We start from the raw sequence: 1,250 nt of genomic DNA, 5'->3' as shown, positions 1-1,250 counted from the left end.
TGTCAAGTCCTGACATAGGTTGACAGGTTTTGGTAGCGCCATTCGGCGGCTAGCGCCCGGTGGAAACAGACGCCCGATGAACATCATCGGGCGTTTTGTATTTCAGGGCCTGATGGGGGCGTTCGCGGTTATAGATGTGTACGGACTCCCTCACCATACGAGCAGCTTGCTGCAGATCCGCTGGACGGTTCAGCAGGAATTCACTTTTGAGGATGCCGTTGACGCGCTCTGCCATGGCGTTCTGGTAGCAGTCGTAGCCGTCGGTCATGGAGCAGGTCAGTCCGTGTCGCGTGTGAATCGCCTGATAGTGGGTCGCGCAGTATTGCACGCCCCGATCCGAATGGTGCACAAGCCTTTGCCGGGTCCGGCGCGAGCGTAGCGCCATCTTCAGCGCTTGGCTCACCTGCTCGGTCTGCAGCGTGTCATGAACGTGGTAGCCCACGATCTTGCGCGAGTAGGCGTCCGTGACCAGGCTCAGGTAGACCGTTTGCTGCGCGGTGGGAAGGTAGGTAATGTCAGCGACCCAGACCTGTTCGGCCGCCGTGGGCACAACCTGCTGCGGCCCGTCCTTGAGCAGATTAGGGTGGCGCCGGAAGCGGTGATGGCTGTTGGTGGTCTTGTGATAGGCCCGATGCGGCTTCACCAGCAGCCTGGTTGCGCGCAGGATATCGAATAGCCGGTCCCGGCCCACCCGGATGTCCGCTTTCTCGAGCGGCGCTCGCAGGATCTGCTGCAGCTTGCGCGTGCCAATGCGGGGCTGGCGCAGCCGCACGTCGGTCACCAAAGCGCAAATCGTGGCCTCCCGAGCGGTGCGTCGAAGCTCGCTGTCGCGGCGCTTGTAGTAAGCCTGGCGGCTGAGGCCGAAATAACGGCAGGCCCTGCTAACGCTTAGCCCTTGGACGAGCTCTTTCGCGAGGACCTGCCCGAAGGCTTTTTTGTGATACGGACTCCATGCTCCTTCTGGATCACGTCGATCACTGCCTTGAACAATCGCGCTTTTTCTTGCGCCTCGCGCAACTGCACCTCCAACTCCTTGATGCGCTGTTCGGGCGTGAGAGGCTTGGCTTTGTCTTGGTTTCCCATCGTGTCATACCGGGCGCCCAGTGGCAGTGCGCCGCTCCAGTCCTGTAGTCCGTGCTTGCGCAACCATACCAGCACTGTGGCGCTGCCTTGTATCCCGTACTTGCGTTGCGCCTCCTTATACGTCAGATCGCCTCTTTCAACTTCCTCCACCACCGCCAATTTAAAAG

The 1,250-nt window shown here is 60.5% G+C and carries 1 protein-coding gene; it reads right to left on the bottom strand.

Annotation, left to right across the window (positions count from 1 at the left end; genetic code table 11):
- Positions 1-49: 49 nt before the first annotated feature.
- Positions 50-1,250, bottom strand: a protein-coding gene (locus VSR71_RS34945; RefSeq protein ID WP_342917902.1) for an IS3 family transposase whose coding sequence is annotated in 2 segments (ribosomal slippage) — positions 50-937 and positions 940-1,250 — 1,199 coding nt annotated over the 2 segments. Because the reading frame shifts where the segments join, the coding sequence is not laid out codon by codon here. This gene is flagged as partial in the annotation.

This window comes from Cupriavidus oxalaticus (assembly GCF_038900635.1).
Lineage (GTDB): Bacteria > Pseudomonadota > Gammaproteobacteria > Burkholderiales > Burkholderiaceae > Cupriavidus > Cupriavidus oxalaticus_B.
Note: the sequence above shows the minus strand (reverse complement) of the source record. Positions and strands in the feature narration are given on the sequence as shown.